Source organism: Pseudomonas sp. PLMAX (assembly GCF_046042685.1).
GTDB classification, from domain to species: Bacteria; Pseudomonadota; Gammaproteobacteria; order Pseudomonadales; family Pseudomonadaceae; genus Aquipseudomonas; species Aquipseudomonas putida_AE.
In genome coordinates this window covers 6,376,514-6,392,655 of the sequence record NZ_CP064949.1, presented here as the reverse complement: position 1 = coordinate 6,392,655, position 16,142 = coordinate 6,376,514, and the positions used below count along the sequence as shown (strand labels likewise).

The window sequence follows — 16,142 nt, the reverse complement described above, 5'->3', positions numbered from 1 at the left end:
GGCATTTGGTTGCGTCAGTAGTGATACCACTTCACCTCGAGCATCACTTCATTCTCGGGCGTGGCCAGGTGGCTGAATTCGCGCTGGGCACTCAGGCGCAGACCGAGGTTGCGCGACAATTCCCACTGCTGGTTCAGGCTCAGGCTACGGCGCACTTCACCGTTGGTGAAGAAATCGCCTTTCGCCTCCAGGCTCAGATTGCCCAGCGGGTTTTTCCACAGCAGACCCGTGTTGAACCCCGCCGCCGGAGAGATGAATTCGGCGAAATCATTGTTGTGCTCCACGCGCACGGTGCCCAGGGCAAAACCGAGGGTGTCGTCGGCCAGTTGCCAGGTTCCACCGCCTCCACCATTGACGTGGCTGACCAGGGTTTCATCATCATGCTTGCCCGGCACCCGCTCCAGGCCACCGGTGACCTGCCACGACAGCGGTTGCAGCAACTCGTTGCGCGGGGTCAGGGAGCGAATCGTCGCCAGGTCCAGTTGCTGCACTTGCCAGTCATTGCCTTCGTACTGGCGCAGTTTCAATTGCAGGATTTCGATCTGAGCGCCGAGGGGGAAGCTTTCAGCGTTGTCGTTGAGGTCGTGATAGGCCATGCGCAGGCCGTACTCGCCAAAGGCACGATCACCGCGGGTGCCGAGGCCGGCCTGCCAGGTGCGGGATTCGTGGCCATCTTCCGGAAGCCCGGGTTGCGGGATATCGAGCTCTGGTGCGGGGTTCTGGTTGATCGCCCGCAGCAGTTCGAAACTGCGCTGTGCCCGTTGCGGGTCGCGCTCCTGACCATTGGCGCGGTAGCGCTCCAGTCGATAGGCCGCATCGATGATCAACGCTTGGCGCGCGCGGGGTTGTGCCTTGAATTCGGGTGTTTGCAGTTGCTTCTGGTCAGCGCTGACTTTCAGCACCCACTGCTGTTCTTCGTCGGTCAGTGTCTCGGCGCGACTCAGCAGTTCGCGCTCGCGGGAAGGGCGGTACTGGATGGACTCCACCAGCCCGGCTTCTTTTACGGCCTTGACGGTGTCTGTGGGAATGGCGGTCAGCGGGAATTGCCCGGTCAGGCGCAGGCTCGGACGCGCCACTTGCAGGAGTTCCAACAGGCGATAGGAGCAGTTTTCGTCGAAGAAGAAATAATCGAACTGAATCTGTTTCAGCTCCCAGACGTGCTCGACCATCCGCGCCGTTTCCTGCTGGGTCAGGTTCAGCCGGTACTCCCACAAGTCGCGGTTTTCGAGGCTGCGGTATTCCGAGAGTTTTTCCTGGTAAGGCACTAGTGCAAACAGTCCCGGATAGCCACCCATCAAGCCTTTCCAGGCGTACAGGATGCTGTTGTCCGACCCCTCGATGTAGGCGCCGAAGTTGATCGCATAACTGAGCAGCGAGGTCTTGTCGCTTTGTACATCGGCCTGATCGATGCGCAGCAGCGTGTGGCCGAACATCGATGACGGGCTGTTCAGGTAGGCTGCCGGAAAGATCATCACCGCGCTGTGGGGCGAGACGTCCTTGAACCATTGCTTGAATTCGGCGCAGTCCGGTGCCGGAAGATCGGTCAGGTTGAGCTGCGCTTTCAGCCAGCGGGTACGGGCCGGATAGACGCACTGCGCATGCTGTTCACCCGCACTGGCAGGGGCGTACAACGCTTGCACGGTGGCTGCCAGTTCACGGTCCGGATGTTCGTTGCCATCGGCGGCGAGAAAGAATTTTTTGTCGCTGACATAGCTGCGCCAGCCACCAAGCTTGGCGGTTTCGTAGTGACCGAGGGAGATCCAGAAAGGATCGTTGGCCAGCTGCTGCAAACGTTGGGGATCGATATGAGGCGCGGCGGACAGCGGGGCGCAGACACAGAGCGCCAGCCAGGCAAGGCGTTTGAGCATAAGTGGCAACTTGAACAGGAAAAAATAAATACCCAGCACAATGGATGCAATTCAACTGTAGGAGCTGGCTTGCCAGCGATGGTCGTTAACGATGACGCGTGTTGACTGGATGAACACAGCGCCTATGAGGCCATCGCTGGCTAGCCAGCTCCTACAGTTGCATGACATTACCCAAAGAGGGGCAGGTCCAAAAAATAAAACCCCGCTTCCCGAAAGAAGCGGGGCGGGTCGAGCTTATGCCTGAGTGGCGTACTTGGCCAGACGAGGATCGCTCTTCAGAACGGCCAGGGTGTTGGTATGCACATCTTCCGCGGTCACGTCAGCCTTGCTGAAGATCTGCTGGAAGTGCTCGTGAGTGACAGCGGCGAAGTGCGCACGGTCTTCCGGCGCCACGCCCAGTACCACGGCGTAGGTGGTCAGCGCTTCGCCCTGACCTTTAGCCATGTCTTCGGACAGCTCGTTCATCATGCCATTCATGGCAAACCAGGATTTGCCGCCATAGGTCAGCGACGCGTTGGTCGAGCAACCGTTGGTACCAGAAGTCATACCGAAAGTTGCGTTGCCGGAAGTGCCGTTGGTGGTGGATGCCAGGAAGTGAGCCGGGGTGCCACGCTGACCTTCGAACAGCATGTTGCCCCAACCGCAATCCGGACCGCCTGGCGCCTGCGCCATGGCGTTGATGGATACAGCGGTGAAGAGAGTACCGAGAAGAATCCGTTTCATAGCTTTTTTCTCTTTGTGTGCATACCAATGGACAAGGGTGCTGGCGCCTACCTGACACCAGTTGGGCCGGTTATTAGTCCAGCCGCGCAGTTTGGAGTTTAGGCACGATCCCGGGGTTCCGTGATTTTTTGCTAAAACTTCACTGCAATCGCGGATTTGCCCCCGGCCCGCCTGGGGCTGGTGGCTTGTCTATGCTTTGCCATGAGGCGCGCCTTGCAAGTGAGGTATGGGCAGCGCCAGAATGCCGCTATCTGCCCCGCCTGATTGTTAAGGAAGCCCGATGCCTGATCCTGTTGCTGCCAGCTTGCGTCTAGCGCCCGAAGCGCTGACCCGTCCGTTTTCCGCTGAACAGTTCAGCTTCTCTACCACCAATGATCTGGAGCCCTTTCGCGGTGTGCTTGGCCAGGAACGCGCGGTCGAAGCCTTGCAGTTCGGTGTGGCCATGCCACGCCCCGGTTACAACGTGTTTGTCATGGGCGAGCCTGGCACCGGTCGCTTCTCGTTCGTCAAACGCTACCTGAAGGCCGAAGGCAAGCGCCTGCAGACCCCGGCGGACTGGGTCTACGTCAATAATTTCGATGAGCCGCGCGAACCGCGCGCCCTGGAGTTGCCGTCGGGCACCGCCGGTGCCTTCATCGGTGATATCAACGGCTTGATCGACAACCTGCTGGCGACCTTTCCGGCGGTGTTCGAGCACCCGTCCTACCAGCAGAAAAAAAGCGCCATCGACCGCGCCTTCAACCAGCGCTACGACAAGGCGCTGGACGTGATCGAGCGGCTGGCGCTGGAAAAAGAGGTCGCGCTGTACCGCGACAGCAGCAACATCGCCTTCACCCCGATGCTCGAAGGCAAGGCGCTGGACGAGGCGGAGTTCGCCCAATTGCCGGAAGCCGAGCGCGAACGCTTCCATGAGGATATTTCCAACCTCGAAGAGCGCCTGAACGAGGAGCTCGCCAGCCTGCCGCAATGGAAGCGCGAATCGAGCAATCAACTGCGCCATCTCAACGAAGAGACCATTACCCTGGCCCTGCAGCCATTGCTGTCGCCGTTGTCGGAGAAATACGCCGAGAACGCCGCGGTGTGCGGTTACCTGCAAGCGATGCAGGTGTATCTGCTCAAGACCGTGGTCGAGCAACTGGTCGACGACAGCAAGACCGATGCGGTCGCCCGCAAGCTGCTGGAGGAGCAATACGCGCCGAGCCTGGTGGTCGGGCATTCGGCCAGTGGTGGCGCGCCCGTGGTGTTCGAGCCGCATCCGACCTACGAAAACCTGTTCGGTCGTATCGAATACAGCACCGACCAGGGCGCGCTCTACACCACCTATCGGCAACTGCGACCGGGTGCGTTGCACCGGGCCAATGGCGGCTTCCTGATCCTGGAAGCGGATAAGATGCTCAGCGAGCCGTTCGTTTGGGATGCGCTGAAGCGCGCCCTGCAATCGCGCAAACTGAAAATGGAATCGCCACTGGGCGAGATGGGCCGTTTCGCCACCGTCACCCTGACGCCGCAGCATATTCCCTTGCAGGTCAAGGTCGTCATCATCGGCGCCCGCCAGCTCTACTACACGCTGCAAGACCTCGATCCGGACTTCCAGGAAATGTTTCGCGTCCTGGTGGATTTCGATGAAGACATTCCGATGGTGGACGAAAGCCTGGAGCAGTTCGCCCAGTTGCTCAAGACCCGAACTTCCGAGGAAGGCATGGCGCCGTTGACCGCCGATGCGGTGGCGCGCCTGGCAACCTACAGCGCTCGGCTGGCCGAGCATCAGGGACGCTTGTCGGCGCGCATCGGCGATCTGTTCCAGCTGGTCAGCGAGGCAGACTTCATACGTCACCTGGCCGGCGATGAGATGACCGACGCCGGGCACATCGAGCGCGCGCTCAAGGCCAAGGCCACCCGCACGGGACGTGTGTCGGCGCGGATTCTAGATGACATGCTGGCGGGGATCATCCTGATCGACACCGCGGGCGCGGCGGTCGGCAAGTGCAACGGCCTGACAGTGCTGGAAGTCGGTGACTCGGCCTTCGGTGTACCGGCGCGGATTTCCGCCACGGTGTACCCGGGTGGCAGCGGCATCGTCGACATCGAGCGTGAGGTCAACCTCGGTCAACCGATTCACTCCAAAGGGGTGATGATCCTCACCGGTTACCTGGGCAGCCGTTACGCCCAGGAGTTTCCGCTGGCGATCTCCGCGAGCATCGCGCTGGAGCAGTCCTACGGTTACGTCGACGGTGACAGTGCGTCCCTGGGCGAGGCGTGCACCCTGATCTCGGCCTTGTCGAAAACCCCGCTCAAGCAGTGCTTTGCGATTACCGGCTCGATCAACCAGTTCGGTGAAGTGCAGGCCGTGGGCGGCGTCAACGAGAAAATCGAAGGCTTCTTCCGCCTCTGCGAAGCCCGCGGGCTGACGGGCGAGCAGGGCGCGATCATTCCCCACGCCAACGTCGCCACCTTGATGCTCGATGAGAAAGTGCTCGCGGCGGTGCGCGCCGGTCAGTTCCACGTCTACGCCGTGCGCCAGGCTGACGAGGCGCTGAGCCTGCTGGTGGGCGAGCCGGCGGGCGAGCCCGATGAGAATGGCGAGTTCCCTGAAGGTAGCGTCAACGCACGGGTGGTGGAGCGCTTGCGGGTGATCGCGGAGATGATCAGCGAGGAAGATCTGAAAGAGGCTGAAAAGGAAATGGCGGTCGAGGCGCTGGTGGAGGCCAAGCCGGCCTGACCCTGAGACTCCCCGATCCACCTGTAGGAGCAAGCTTGCTCGCGATAGCGATCTTTCAGACGACAACGATGTTGACTGTCACTCCGCCATCGCGAGCAAGCTTGCTCCTACAGTTTAATCGGGTGAAACCTGAAAAAGTGCCATCACTCTGGCGCCAATATTCACACTATGACCATTCGGCGCCTTCTGGTCTTACTTGACGTGCTAGTCAGACTTTTCCTCTATTCTCTGCTCAAGGATATCGACAGTATCACTGGATCGAGACAGCCTTCCCGTGGAGGCTGAATACCGGATCTACCGAGGGTCGCCGCCATGTCGCGCAACCTCTGTCTCACCCGTCAATGCCTGGGGCTTGTGACCCGTATCGAATGCGCCATCAAGCCGTTGGCTGGCGATACGGGCATGTGGACCTTGCTCTTCGCCGCCGGAATGGCTGGCGAACAACCTTCAGCCATCAAGGCCCAAGGCCCGTTCCATGGCCCTTTTGTAGCCGAGTCCATCCTCGATACCATTGTTGAAAGCCTGACCCTGCATGGCTATGAACTGGCCGATGACCCGCAGATCTGGTGCCTGCATCTGCAAGCCCAGTTGCGGGAAATCAACGGTGGCCGTTGTCGTAACGTGGGTGGCTTCGAGTTCCGGCCCGAGCACTGACAGCGCTATTGGGGCTGGCTGGACATGTCAGCCTTGTCGAGCTTGACCTCGAAACCGTATTGCACGGTGGCGAGGTCAGTTCGTTGATAGGTTTCCAGGCGCGTGGGTTGCCCGTAGAAGTAATGCACGGCGAATAACGCAGGGCCTTCTGTGCTCGCGTCATGGCTGACTGCAAGAATTTCCTTCAAGTAATTGCCGCTGTCATCCTTGGCAAAAAACCGCCAGTCCTGTTCGGGAAACACTTTCGCATCCACCACCAGTGCATTGCCCTTGAGTTCAAGGCCCTTGGGCAATTGACGGGCATCGTAGGCCTGCTTGTCGACGGTGGCCAGGAACAGCGGGATGGAACCGACCACAAAGGCCGGCGTTTGTGGGAACAGGTTCAGGTCGTAGGTGATGGTGCCGCGCAGGGGGTCGACCTCATAGGCCTCGGGTGGCAATTCGATCGGCTCATCGCGGTTGCCGCTGCTGTCTTCGGTGAAGAAACTGACCGGGCTTTCGCCAGGGTTGAACGAGGTGCCGAGCAGTTCATCATTGAAGCTGCGCAGGTGAGTGAACTCCACGCGTGCAGCGCTGGGGTCCTCGACCGATTGATTGATCCTGACGCCTGCTTTCAGCTGTTCCTCGGTCAAGGTCGCGCCCTTGAGCCAGGTCGTGGCGTTGTCGTCGTAGACCACCACCGGCAAGTTCAGCGGCTGGACGGTTTTCGCCGTGGTATGGGGATCGAAGCGGCGTACCGGCAGGTTCAAGTCCTTGCGGGTCACGGTCACGCTGGAGAAATCCAGCAGGCTGACCTCAAGGGTTTCGATGGGGCCATTGAAATACACCTTGGAGTAGTGGCGTTTCTGTTGTTTCTCGAAGGCTCGCTGTTCTTCATTGAGCTGGTTTTCCAGTGACTCGCTCCAGAGCTTCTGTTGTTGCATCTTCGCCAGTTGCTTCTGGTAGAAGGCGATTTGCGCAGCAGTTTCATTGATGGATCCTGAGCGCGACAGAAACTGCCCTGTGGTATCCCTGGCCTGGACGATCAACGGGTTCAATGGTGTTTCAGCGATCTCGGGGGCGAGCGGCGCGCTGTTGCTGAACTCGATTTCGGCGTGGTTATCCGTAAGGCTCAGCAGGGTGACGCTCAGGTTGTCATTGGTGCGGGTCTGGCCGACGTCCTTTTTCGTCAGGTCGAAGCTGTAGAGCCGGCGGGGTGCAATGACCTCCACTTTGCCTTGCAGGCTCACCGGTTGTGGCTGGTTCTTGATATCGACGTCCAGGCCTTCAATGAACGGATAGGTCACGGTCAGGTCGTCAGGGTTGGTCAGGTTGGAGCTCGATGGGCTCAGTTGAATGCCGGGGTCGGTTTCCGACCATTCCGGCTGGAAGGCGATGACCCGTTTGTTGCTCAGGGTGACCGACTGCCATTGCAGGCCATGGGGAAACAGGAATGCCGCCGGGATGCTGAAGTTGAAGGGAAATACTGGCTGCAGGTCAGTCAGGTAGTCGGAGCTGGAGTCCTTGTGCAGGACGAACAGCCCGTTGATGTAGGTGTCGACCAGGGCCTGGGGCGTCGGGTAGTGCTTGAGCACGGCGAGGGCGTCTTCGCCGTATTCGGTTTCCACGGGTTTGCTGTCGAGCTTCAGTTGTGCGCGCTCGAGCAACAACAGCGAGCCACCCAGCTCAGATATCTCATCCTTGAGTTTCGGGTCCTCGATGGCGTCCAGGGACTTTTCGAACTGAGCCGTTTTTTCCTCGAGGCTGACCTGGCGCTTCTCGTCGCTGGGCGAGCAGGCGCTGAGCAGCAGAGCCAGGCAAATTCCGGCACTCGTAAAAGGCAATCGCCCATCCATTTCCAGTCTTCCTGTCCGATGTCATTTTGCTGTCAATGGTTTGGACACTAGCAGAAAAAACTTGATACACACGCGCAGGTTGCGGATTTCCCAACGGTTTCCGGTTGCTTCTGGGTAGGGACAAGTGGCTGTTATACTTGCGTCCATTTTCAGACCTACTGTGAGATTCAATGGAACGCTTTATCGAAAATGCAATGTATGCCTCGCGCTGGCTGTTGGCGCCGATCTATTTCGGTCTGTCCCTGGGGCTGTTGGCACTGGCGCTGAAATTCTTCCAGGAAGTCTTCCATGTCATACCCAACGTCTTTTCGATGGCCGAATCGGACCTGATCCTGGTGCTGCTGTCGCTCATCGACATGGCGCTGGTAGGTGGTTTGCTGGTGATGGTGATGATTTCCGGTTATGAGAACTTCGTTTCTCAACTGGACATCGACGACAGCAAGGAAAAGCTCAACTGGTTGGGCACCATGGACTCCTCGTCGCTGAAGATGAAGGTGGCCGCGTCGATCGTGGCGATCTCGTCCATCCACCTGCTGCGCATCTTCATGGACGCCAAGAACGTCGACCCCGAGCATTTGCAGTGGTATGTCATCATCCACATGACCTTTGTGGTGTCGGCATTTGCCATGGGTTACCTGGATAAAGTGACCAAGCACTAAACAACGGCTGTCCTGTCCTCACGCGCCGCCCGTCTGTTGCAAAACAGACGGGCGGCGTCGTTTTCGGCTTGTGCTTTGAGGCGCCGAGGCATATCCCTGTAAGGGTATTAACTCGCCACTGCGTGAGGTGCGTTCATGAACCTGCAAGAGTTGAATGCCTATGCCGTCGCCGGAAAGGTCGATGAGCTGAACCTGATCTCGATGGAAGGGGGTATCTACCTGCTGGAGGCACGGATGCACGGTGCGGCGTATCCGTTGAGCGATACCCACGGCCAAATGCTGAGCCTGCGCTCGGTGGAACATGCGCGGGATGTGCTGCGCTCCTTTCCCAAGTTGCACTTCAACCTGGTGCACACGGTGGTCCATGACGAAATGTGCGGGTTGGTCGCCGATATCGAGGAAAACCTGAAGGTACCGATCGCCTGACGTCTCTCATCAATGCCATGGCAACTGTGCTAGTCTGCTCGCCCTTTTATGTAGGGCTTTTCGGAAGGTTCTGTAGGAATTAGTACCTTTTCGGAAGGCCCCAGAGCGGAGCAGTGTCATGTCCGAAGTAAATCTGTCCACCGACGAAACCCGCGTGAGCTACGGCATTGGCCGTCAGCTGGGCGACCAGCTGCGTGACAACCCGCCGCCGGGCGTTAGCCTGGACGCGATCCTGGCAGGCCTGACCGACGCGTTTGCCGGTCAGCCAAGCCGTGTTGGCCAGGAAGAAATGTCCGCGAGCTTCAAGGTGATTCGCGAAATCATGCAGGCCGAAGCTGCAGTCAAGGCTGAAGCGGCCGCTGGCGAAGGCCTGGCCTTCCTGGCTGAAAACGCCAAGCGTGATGGCATCACCACCCTGGCTTCCGGCCTGCAGTTCGAAGTGCTGACAGCCGGTGAAGGCGCCAAGCCATCCCGTGAAGACACCGTGCGTACCCACTACCACGGCACCCTGATCGACGGCACTGTGTTCGACAGCTCCTACGAGCGCGGCCAGCCTGCGGAATTCCCGGTTGGCGGCGTGATCGCTGGCTGGACCGAAGCACTGCAACTGATGAATGCCGGCAGCAAATGGCGCCTGTACGTGCCGAGCGAACTGGCTTACGGCGCTCAAGGCGTTGGCAGCATTCCGCCGCACAGCGTACTGGTATTCGACGTCGAGCTGCTGGACGTTCTGTAATACCTGGCCCGATATGACCTCGGGTTAATGTGGGAGCGGGCTTGCTCGCGAAGGCGTTGGTTCAGTCAACAAACACGTTGCCTGACACACCGCTATCGCTGGCAAGCCAGCTCCTACAGGTTTAGCGGTTTTCATATTTCGATCTTGTGATGCAGTTCATTGGTCGGGCGCAACGCCCGGGCATAGCAGAACAGGAACAGGTTGCGCACCACTTCCTTGAGCACCACCGGCTCGCTGGAACTCAAGCCGTTGACGTCCAGGTCGCCCTGATCCTGCAGTTCGCTCAAGGCTTCTTCTTCCAGCACGGCACAGACTTCCCCGGTTTCCCGATGCAGGATCCTGAGGTAGGGGTGTGGGCGGTCCAGCCAGGCATCGATCAAATAAGTCATGTCTTCTCATCTCCGTTGATTGGGTTCAATGAGAATAATTCTTATTCAATAAATAGCAAGGGCCTATTGGCGCTTTGGGCTTTTTTCAGGGTAAAGAATGCGTAAGGTCAAAACGGCTGGCGTTTGGCTATTGCGAGGATTCATTGGGCGAGGCGGGTATGGCGAAGCACCACCCCACGACAAGGCGCGGGATGGCGTACAGCTGAATCAGACTTTTCGGACGAATTCGGATTTGAGCTTCATCGGACCGATACCGTCGATCTTGCAGTCGATGTCGTGATCGCCATCGCACAGGCGGATGTTCTTGACCTTGGTGCCGACCTTGACCACCAGCGACGTGCCCTTGACCTTGAGGTCCTTGATCACGGTGATGGTGTCGCCGTCCTGCAGGACATTGCCGACCGAATCCTTTTTCACGGCGTCATCGGACACAGCTTCCGCTTCACCGCTGGCGGACCATTCGTGGGCGCACTCGGGGCAGATCAGCTGGGCGCCGTCTTCGTAGGTGTATTCGGAATTGCATTTTGGGCAGGGTGGCAACGTGCTCACTAAGGCTCCTTTGGATTCAGGATCGCTAAAAAGCGCACATTATATAGGGTTTTAGAGCGCGAAGGTGGGACTGTAGGAGCCGGCTTGCTGGCGATGCATACAACCAGGTGTGTCAGGGGCACCGAGGTGATGCGATCGCCAGCAAGCCGGCTCCTACAGGGGTCAGTGTGTGCGGGCTACTGCGAACTCGCTCAACTCGACCAATGCATCGCGATACTCACTGGCTGGCAGCGCATCGAGGCATTTGATTGCACGGGCCACATAATCACGGGCCAGTTGCGCGGTGTACTCCAGCGAGCCGGAGGCTTCCACGGCTGCGCGGATGTTTTCGAGGTCTTCGATGCCGCCTTTCTGGATCGCCTTGCGCACCAGTGCAGCCTGCTCCGGGGTACCTTCGCGCATGGTGTAGATCAGCGGCAGGGTCGGCTTGCCTTCGGCCAGGTCGTCACCGACGTTCTTGCCCAGGGTCTCGGCATCGCCTTTGTAGTCCAGCAGGTCGTCGACCAGCTGGAAGGCCACGCCCAGGTGGTCGCCGAAGGTGCGCAGCGCTTCGCACTGTTCGGGCGTCGCACCGGCCAGGGCGGCCGCACTGTGGGTCGAGGCTTCGAAGAGCATCGCGGTCTTGCCGCGGATGACTTCCATGTAGGTTTCTTCGGTGGTGCTGGCGTCACGCACCTTCGACAGCTGCAACACTTCGCCTTCGGCGATGATGCGCGTGGCTTGCGAAAGGATCTTCATCACTGGCATGGAGCCCAGCTCGACCATCATTTCGAAGGAGCGCGAATACAGGAAGTCGCCCACCAGCACGCTCGGCGCATTGCCCCACATGGCATTGGCGGTCGAGCGGCCACGGCGCATGCCGGACATGTCGACCACGTCGTCATGCAGCAGGGTGGCGGTGTGCAGGAATTCGATGGTGGCGGCCAGCAGGCGCAGGTCGTCGCCTTCGCGGCCGAGGGCCTTGCCACACAGCAGCACCAATAATGGACGCAGGCGTTTACCGCCAGCCGAGGTGATGTAATCGCCGATTTTCGATACCAGCGGCACTCGGGAAGTCAGCTGCTTCTTGATGATGCCGTCGACGGCGCTAAAATCGTCCGCCACCGCGCGGTAGAAAGCTTGGGGTTGCATCAGCGACAGTTGCTCCAGAAGGGTTGCGCGGCATGCTAGGACCCACGCCTGCAGGTGTCAAGGCGCGATGGACGGCCTATTGCAAGGTGCTCGTGCCTTGCGTACAATCGCGCACCCTGAACTTCCTGGGCAGCACCTGCCTTACGCAATTGCAAGCGGGCCTCCAGCCCCATGCAGCCATGCCAGCCAATACCTCTTCTTATAAAGAGCTGGGTGAGCAGGATTATCGGAGAAATACCATGTCTTATGCAGTAATCGTTACTGGCGGCAAGCAGTACAAAGTCGCCCCAGGTGAATACCTGAAGATCGAAAAACTGGAAATCGCTACCGGCGAATCCGTTACCTTTGATCGCGTTCTGTTGGTTGCCAACGGTGACGACGTGAATATCGGCGCTCCAGTTGTTGCTGGCGCTACCGTTGTGGCTGAAGTGATCTCCCAAGGTCGTCACGATAAAGTCCGCATCATCAAGTTCCGTCGCCGTAAGCACCACATGAAGCGTATGGGCCACCGCCAGTGGTACACCGAGATCAAAATCACCGGTATTCAGGCTTAATTACAGCCTAATTCCTCACTAGGAGAATTGAACTCATGGCACACAAAAAAGCTGGTGGTAGTACCCGTAACGGTCGCGACTCAGAAGCCAAACGCCTTGGCGTGAAGATGTATGGCGGCCAGGCTATCAAAGCAGGCAACATCATCGTGCGTCAGCGCGGCACCCAATTCCACGCTGGCTACGGCGTTGGCATGGGTAAAGATCACACTCTCTTCGCTAAAGTCGAAGGCGTGATCAAGTTCGAAGTAAAAGGCGCCTTCGGTCGTCGTTACGTGAGCGTAGTCGCGGCTTAATTGCGCGATCGCTGGAAAAGCCCTGTCTCGCGACGGGGCTTTTTCGTTTGTGGGGTGAGTCTCTTGCAAAGCTGTTTGTATGGGCTGTTGGCGTACGATGTAGGTATCGTGGTTTGGGGTCGCTGCGCTCATTTTTGCAAGAGTCTTATGTCTTGATTGTTTTTCGGCTCGTCCGTATGGCGAGAGGCGTTTGTTATGAAGTTTGTTGATGAAGTATCGATTCGCGTAAAGGCTGGTGACGGCGGCAATGGCGCCATGAGTTTCCGTCGGGAAAAATTTATCGAGAACGGTGGCCCGAACGGCGGTGATGGCGGTGATGGCGGTTCCATCTACATGATGGCCGACGAAAACCTCAACACCCTGGTGGACTACCGTTACACCCGGCACTTCGATGCCGAGCGTGGCTCCAACGGCGGCAGCACCGACTGCACCGGCAAGAAGGGTGAGGACCTGATCCTGCGCGTTCCGGTCGGCACCACGGTGATCGACTCCGCGACTCAGGAAGTCATCGGCGACCTGACCAAGGCCGGTCAGAAATTGATGGTGGTGCAGGGCGGCTGGCACGGCCTGGGCAACACCCGTTTCAAATCCAGTACCAACCGTGCGCCGCGCCAGACCACGCCGGGCAAGCCGGGTGAGCAGCGCGACCTGAAACTGGAAATGAAAGTACTGGCGGACGTAGGTTTGCTGGGTTTGCCGAACGCCGGTAAAAGTACCTTCATCCGTTCAGTATCGGCCGCCAAGCCGAAAGTTGCCGACTACCCGTTCACCACGCTGGTGCCGAACCTGGGTGTGGTCAGCGTCGATCGCTGGAAGAGCTTCGTCATTGCCGATATTCCGGGTTTGATCGAAGGTGCTTCCGAGGGTGCCGGCCTGGGTATTCGCTTCCTCAAGCACTTGGCGCGTACGCGTCTGCTGCTGCACCTCGTGGACATGGCGCCGCTGGATGATGCCAGCGCGCCGGATGCCGCTGAAGTGATCGTCAATGAGCTGATCAAGTTCAGCCCGTCCCTGGCGGAGCGTGACCGCTGGCTGGTCCTGAACAAGTGCGACCAGATCCTCGAAGAAGAGCACGATGCTCGCGTCAAGGAAATCGTTGATCGCCTGGAGTGGACGGGTCCGGTCTACGTGATCTCGGCCATTTCCAAGCTCGGTACCGAGCGTCTGTGCCACGACATCATGCGTTACATGGAAGATCGTGCCGATCGCCTGGCCAATGACCCGGCCTACAAGGAAGAGCTGGCCGATCTCGATCAGCGCATCGAAGACGAGGCTCGCGCGCAGCTGCAGGCGCTGGATGACAAGCGTGCCCTGCGTCGCAGCGGCGTGAAGTCGGTCCACGACATCGGTGACGATGATTGGGACGAAGAAGATGTGGATGACGAAGACGGTCCGGAAATCATTTACGTGCGTGACTGATTCGTTGCGATAAACTTAAGCGCCGCTCAATCGAGCGGCGTTTTAGTATCTGTAAATCGATCGTTGGTCACGAATAACGTCATGGGCAGTGCCAGGTCGCGCTGCCCTCAAGCTAAGGTTGAAGATGATGCGGAGCAAGGTGACAGGTGCGCAGCGTTGGGTCGTGAAGATCGGCAGCGCTTTGCTGACGGCGGACGGCAAGGGCCTGGATCGCGCGGCAATGGGTGTCTGGGTTGAACAGATGGTGGCCTTGCATGAGGCGGGTGTCGAGCTGGTGCTGGTGTCCTCCGGGGCGGTGGCGGCCGGCATGAGCCGTCTGGGCTGGACCTCTCGACCCAGTGCGATGCACGAGCTCCAGGCCGCTGCAGCAATCGGCCAGATGGGCTTGGTGCAGGCCTGGGAGTCGAGTTTTGCCGAGCATGGCCGGCACACTGCGCAGATTCTCCTGACCCACGATGACCTGTCCGACCGCAAGCGCTACCTGAACGCGCGCAGTACCTTGCGCGCGCTGGTTGAGCTCAAAGTCATCCCGGTGATCAACGAGAACGACACCGTGGTCACCGATGAAATCCGTTTCGGCGACAACGATACCCTGGCGGCGCTGGTGGCCAACCTGGTCGAGGCTGACCTGCTGGTGATCCTGACGGATCGCGATGGCATGTTCGACGCCGATCCGCGTAACAACCCTGATGCCCAACTGATCTACGAGGCGCGCGCCGATGATCCGGCGCTCGACGCAGTGGCGGGCGGTACCGGCGGTGCGCTGGGGCGCGGCGGCATGCAGACCAAGCTGCGGGCGGCACGCCTGGCGGCGCGGTCCGGTGCCCATACGATCATCGTCGGTGGTCGTCTTGAGCGCGTGCTGGATCGCCTCAAGGCGGGCGAGCGCATCGGCACCCTGCTCTCGCCTGAGCGCGGCATGCTGGCGGCGCGCAAGCAGTGGCTGGCCGGGCATCTGCAAACCCGTGGCACGCTAGTGCTGGATGCGGGTGCGGTGACGGCCTTGTCCCAGGGCAACAAGAGCCTGCTGCCGGTTGGAGTCAAGTTGGTCCAGGGTAGCTTCCGTCGCGGCGAAATGGTGGTGTGCGTCGCGCCCGACGGTCGTGAAATTGCCCGTGGGCTGGCCAACTACAGTGCGCTGGAGGCACAAAAAATCATCGGTCAGTCGTCTGAGGCGATTGTCGGTCTCCTGGGTTATATGGCGGAACCGGAACTGGTTCATCGCGATAACCTGATTCTGGTCTGAAGGAATACCTGATGCGCGTGGCAAAAGGATTGTTGGGATTGCTGCTGGCGATGCCGCTGTTGGCGTCGGCCGAGGAAATTGGCCAGGTGTCGACGGTGTTCAAGTTCGTCGGCCCGAACGATCGCATCGTGGTCGAGGCCTTTGATGATCCCAAGGTCGAGGGTGTGACGTGCTACCTGTCGCGGGCCAAGACCGGTGGCGTGAAGGGTGGGCTTGGATTGGCCGAGGATCGCGCCGAGGCGTCCATCGCCTGTCGCCAGGTCGGGCCGATCAGCTTCAAGGGTGAGCTCAAGGACGGTGACGAGGTGTTCAAGGAGCGCACGTCCCTGGTGTTCAAGACGATGCAGGTGGTGCGATTTCTCGACAAGAAGCGCAATACGCTGGTGTACCTGGTGTACAGCGATCGGTTGATCGAGGGTAGCCCGCAGAATGCGGTGACGGCGATTCCGATCTTGCCGTGGGCCAGCGCTCAATAATCAGGCGCAAATCCAAATGTGGGAGCGGGCTTGCTCGCGAAGGCGCAGTGTCAGTCAATATTGATGTCGACTGACACTCCGCCTTCGCGAGCAAGCCCGCTCCCACAGTTTTTTTGCGCGCCCATCAAATCGCGGGCAATAAAAAACCGACCCTGAGGTCGGTTTTTTAATGAACGAGTCGCTTAGGCAGCAGCGGCAACGTTCAGGGCCTTTACGTGGCCATTCAGGCGGCTCTTATGACGAGCAGCCTTGTTCTTGTGGATGATGCCTTTATCGGCCATACGGTCGATAACTGGCACAGCCAGAACGTAAGCAGCTTGAGCTTTTTCAGCGTCTTTTGCGTCGATGGCCTTAACTACATTCTTGATGTAGGTACGAACCATGGAACGCAGGCTGGCGTTGTGGCTGCGACGCTTCTCAGCCTGTTTTGCACGTTTTTTGGCGGAAGGTGAGTTGGCCACCGTC

17 protein-coding genes are annotated in these 16,142 nt (G+C 59.2%); 10 read left to right on the top strand and 7 right to left on the bottom strand.

The annotated features are described in order from the left end of the window. Positions 1 to 14: 14 nt before the first annotated feature. Both DKB71_RS29115 and DKB71_RS29110 read right to left on the bottom strand, forming a co-directional pair. Positions 15 to 1,868 (bottom strand): DUF4105 domain-containing protein, encoded by a 1,854-nt coding sequence (locus tag DKB71_RS29115; protein ID WP_408598957.1) that lies wholly within the window; start codon positions 1,866 to 1,868, stop codon positions 15 to 17. Between the two features lie 234 nt (positions 1,869 to 2,102). Beyond that, a complete protein-coding gene (locus DKB71_RS29110; RefSeq protein ID WP_020798660.1) occupies positions 2,103 to 2,591 on the bottom strand; it encodes a DUF3015 domain-containing protein in 489 nt (162 codons plus the stop codon). A gap of 280 nt (positions 2,592 to 2,871) precedes the next feature. On the opposite strand from DKB71_RS29110, the gene DKB71_RS29105 reads away from it, so the two are divergent. Next, positions 2,872 to 5,310, top strand: a complete 2,439-nt coding sequence (locus DKB71_RS29105) for a Lon protease family protein (RefSeq protein WP_274074530.1) — start codon at positions 2,872 to 2,874, stop codon at positions 5,308 to 5,310. A gap of 312 nt (positions 5,311 to 5,622) precedes the next feature. Beyond that, positions 5,623 to 5,964, top strand: coding sequence for a hypothetical protein (locus DKB71_RS29100; RefSeq protein ID WP_046815727.1), 342 nt, complete (start codon positions 5,623 to 5,625; stop codon positions 5,962 to 5,964). Between the two features lie 5 nt (positions 5,965 to 5,969). Here DKB71_RS29100 and DKB71_RS29095 read toward each other — a convergent pair whose 3' ends face one another. Continuing rightward, entirely contained in the window at positions 5,970 to 7,799 is a 1,830-nt protein-coding gene (locus DKB71_RS29095) for a hypothetical protein (protein ID WP_408598954.1), read from the bottom strand. A gap of 170 nt (positions 7,800 to 7,969) precedes the next feature. Between DKB71_RS29095 and DKB71_RS29090 the strand changes: the two genes are divergently transcribed. From DKB71_RS29090 to DKB71_RS29080, 3 genes are all read left to right on the top strand, one after another. Beyond that, positions 7,970 to 8,458 carry a TIGR00645 family protein gene (locus DKB71_RS29090; protein WP_007970904.1) on the top strand — a complete coding sequence of 163 codons (489 nt, stop codon included), beginning with the start codon at positions 7,970 to 7,972 and terminating at the stop codon, positions 8,456 to 8,458. Between the two features lie 135 nt (positions 8,459 to 8,593). Next, complete coding sequence (locus DKB71_RS29085; RefSeq protein WP_406591180.1) at positions 8,594 to 8,884, top strand: DUF6482 family protein; 291 nt, start codon at positions 8,594 to 8,596, stop codon at positions 8,882 to 8,884. Between the two features lie 118 nt (positions 8,885 to 9,002). Continuing rightward, a complete protein-coding gene (locus DKB71_RS29080; RefSeq protein WP_408598951.1) occupies positions 9,003 to 9,620 on the top strand; it encodes an FKBP-type peptidyl-prolyl cis-trans isomerase in 618 nt (205 codons plus the stop codon). A gap of 131 nt (positions 9,621 to 9,751) precedes the next feature. On the opposite strand, the gene DKB71_RS29075 is transcribed toward DKB71_RS29080, so the two are convergent. The 3 genes from DKB71_RS29075 to DKB71_RS29065 all read right to left on the bottom strand — a co-directional run bounded on the left by DKB71_RS29075 (position 9,752) and on the right by DKB71_RS29065 (position 11,689). Then, positions 9,752 to 10,009 (bottom strand): hypothetical protein, encoded by a 258-nt coding sequence (locus DKB71_RS29075; protein WP_180204545.1) that lies wholly within the window; start codon positions 10,007 to 10,009, stop codon positions 9,752 to 9,754. A gap of 207 nt (positions 10,010 to 10,216) precedes the next feature. After that, positions 10,217 to 10,558, bottom strand: coding sequence for a zinc ribbon domain-containing protein YjdM (locus DKB71_RS29070; RefSeq protein WP_020798653.1), 342 nt, complete (start codon positions 10,556 to 10,558; stop codon positions 10,217 to 10,219). A 162-nt stretch (positions 10,559 to 10,720) separates the two neighbouring features. Further along, positions 10,721 to 11,689 (bottom strand): polyprenyl synthetase family protein, encoded by a 969-nt coding sequence (locus tag DKB71_RS29065; protein ID WP_008058287.1) that lies wholly within the window; start codon positions 11,687 to 11,689, stop codon positions 10,721 to 10,723. Between the two features lie 239 nt (positions 11,690 to 11,928). Here DKB71_RS29065 and rplU point away from each other — a divergent pair, with 239 nt between their 5' ends. The 5 genes from rplU (at position 11,929) to DKB71_RS29040 (ending at position 15,677) form a co-directional block, all read left to right on the top strand. Beyond that, positions 11,929 to 12,243 carry a 50S ribosomal protein L21 gene (rplU, locus tag DKB71_RS29060; RefSeq protein ID WP_003176051.1) on the top strand — a complete coding sequence of 105 codons (315 nt, stop codon included), beginning with the start codon at positions 11,929 to 11,931 and terminating at the stop codon, positions 12,241 to 12,243. A 35-nt stretch (positions 12,244 to 12,278) separates the two neighbouring features. Beyond that, positions 12,279 to 12,536 (top strand): 50S ribosomal protein L27, encoded by a 258-nt coding sequence (rpmA, locus tag DKB71_RS29055; protein WP_003281574.1) that lies wholly within the window; start codon positions 12,279 to 12,281, stop codon positions 12,534 to 12,536. A 195-nt stretch (positions 12,537 to 12,731) separates the two neighbouring features. Continuing rightward, the gene (cgtA, locus tag DKB71_RS29050) at positions 12,732 to 13,955 is read left to right on the top strand and encodes an Obg family GTPase CgtA (protein ID WP_274074533.1); all 1,224 of its coding nucleotides are present in this window, start codon (positions 12,732 to 12,734) and stop codon (positions 13,953 to 13,955) included. A gap of 127 nt (positions 13,956 to 14,082) precedes the next feature. Continuing rightward, entirely contained in the window at positions 14,083 to 15,201 is a 1,119-nt protein-coding gene (proB, locus tag DKB71_RS29045; RefSeq protein WP_033047437.1) for a glutamate 5-kinase, read from the top strand. Positions 15,202 to 15,212: 11 nt separating this feature from the next. Then, positions 15,213 to 15,677 carry a CreA family protein gene (locus DKB71_RS29040; protein WP_274074534.1) on the top strand — a complete coding sequence of 155 codons (465 nt, stop codon included), beginning with the start codon at positions 15,213 to 15,215 and terminating at the stop codon, positions 15,675 to 15,677. A gap of 182 nt (positions 15,678 to 15,859) precedes the next feature. Here DKB71_RS29040 and rpsT read toward each other — a convergent pair whose 3' ends face one another. Continuing rightward, a complete protein-coding gene (rpsT, locus tag DKB71_RS29035) occupies positions 15,860 to 16,138 on the bottom strand; it encodes a 30S ribosomal protein S20 (RefSeq protein WP_020798646.1) in 279 nt (92 codons plus the stop codon). Positions 16,139 to 16,142: the final 4 nt, after the last annotated feature.

Excerpts from the sequence above, each read along its gene's own strand:
- DKB71_RS29115 (WP_408598957.1), bottom strand. The coding sequence starts at position 1,868 with ATGCTCAAACGCCTTGCCTGGCTGGCGCTCTGTGTCTGCGCCCCGCTG.
- DKB71_RS29105 (WP_274074530.1), top strand. The coding sequence starts at position 2,872 with ATGCCTGATCCTGTTGCTGCCAGCTTGCGTCTAGCGCCCGAAGCGCTG.
- DKB71_RS29065 (WP_008058287.1), bottom strand. The coding sequence starts at position 11,689 with ATGCAACCCCAAGCTTTCTACCGCGCGGTGGCGGACGATTTTAGCGCC.
- DKB71_RS29080 (WP_408598951.1), top strand. The coding sequence starts at position 9,003 with ATGTCCGAAGTAAATCTGTCCACCGACGAAACCCGCGTGAGCTACGGC.
- DKB71_RS29040 (WP_274074534.1), top strand. The coding sequence starts at position 15,213 with ATGCGCGTGGCAAAAGGATTGTTGGGATTGCTGCTGGCGATGCCGCTG.
- proB (WP_033047437.1), top strand. The coding sequence starts at position 14,083 with ATGCGGAGCAAGGTGACAGGTGCGCAGCGTTGGGTCGTGAAGATCGGC.
- rplU (WP_003176051.1), top strand. The coding sequence starts at position 11,929 with ATGTCTTATGCAGTAATCGTTACTGGCGGCAAGCAGTACAAAGTCGCC.
- rpmA (WP_003281574.1), top strand. The coding sequence starts at position 12,279 with ATGGCACACAAAAAAGCTGGTGGTAGTACCCGTAACGGTCGCGACTCA.
- DKB71_RS29095 (WP_408598954.1), bottom strand. The coding sequence starts at position 7,799 with ATGGATGGGCGATTGCCTTTTACGAGTGCCGGAATTTGCCTGGCTCTG.
- cgtA (WP_274074533.1), top strand. The coding sequence starts at position 12,732 with ATGAAGTTTGTTGATGAAGTATCGATTCGCGTAAAGGCTGGTGACGGC.
- DKB71_RS29110 (WP_020798660.1), bottom strand. The coding sequence starts at position 2,591 with ATGAAACGGATTCTTCTCGGTACTCTCTTCACCGCTGTATCCATCAAC.
- DKB71_RS29075 (WP_180204545.1), bottom strand. The coding sequence starts at position 10,009 with ATGACTTATTTGATCGATGCCTGGCTGGACCGCCCACACCCCTACCTC.
- DKB71_RS29085 (WP_406591180.1), top strand. The coding sequence starts at position 8,594 with ATGAACCTGCAAGAGTTGAATGCCTATGCCGTCGCCGGAAAGGTCGAT.
- DKB71_RS29090 (WP_007970904.1), top strand. The coding sequence starts at position 7,970 with ATGGAACGCTTTATCGAAAATGCAATGTATGCCTCGCGCTGGCTGTTG.
- DKB71_RS29100 (WP_046815727.1), top strand. The coding sequence starts at position 5,623 with ATGTCGCGCAACCTCTGTCTCACCCGTCAATGCCTGGGGCTTGTGACC.